The sequence below is a fragment of the Aquitalea sp. S1-19 genome, assembly GCF_024343515.1.
Window position 1 is genome coordinate 1 of the sequence record NZ_RJTZ01000366.1, and the last position, 429, is coordinate 429.

Below are 429 nucleotides of genomic sequence, written 5' to 3' on the forward strand. Positions count from 1 at the left end.
CTGCGGCCAATACCGCGCAGTCGACGGCCAACAACGCGGTCACCGTAGCAGGTGCTGCGCAGACGACTGCTACCGAAGCCAAGACCGTTGCTACCGAGGCGAAAACTGCGGCCAGCGCCGCGCAGACGACGGCCACCGAAGCGAAGACGGCTGCTACCGAAGCCAAGACCGCAGCAGCCACCGCCGACGCCAAAGCGACCACGGCCCAGACCACGGCCGATCGTGCTGAAACCAAGGCGGATCGTGCCGAAACCAAGGCAGATAAGGCGCTGGGTATGCTGGAGGATGGCACCTTGCGCGCGGGTGGTGCCCAGAGTTCGGGTGATAAAAACTCGATTGCCATCGGTGCCGACGCGAAAGCGGATAAGGCCAACAGTATTGCTATCGGCGCGGGTTCTTATGCCAAGTCGTCCGTGGCGATCGGTGTGA

At 63.2% G+C, this 429-nt stretch carries 1 protein-coding gene; it reads left to right on the forward strand.

What is annotated here, in order from left to right; genetic code table 11:
- Positions 1–429: hypothetical protein (locus tag EGI20_RS19080; RefSeq protein ID WP_498633278.1), on the forward strand; the 429-nt coding region annotated here is incomplete at both ends.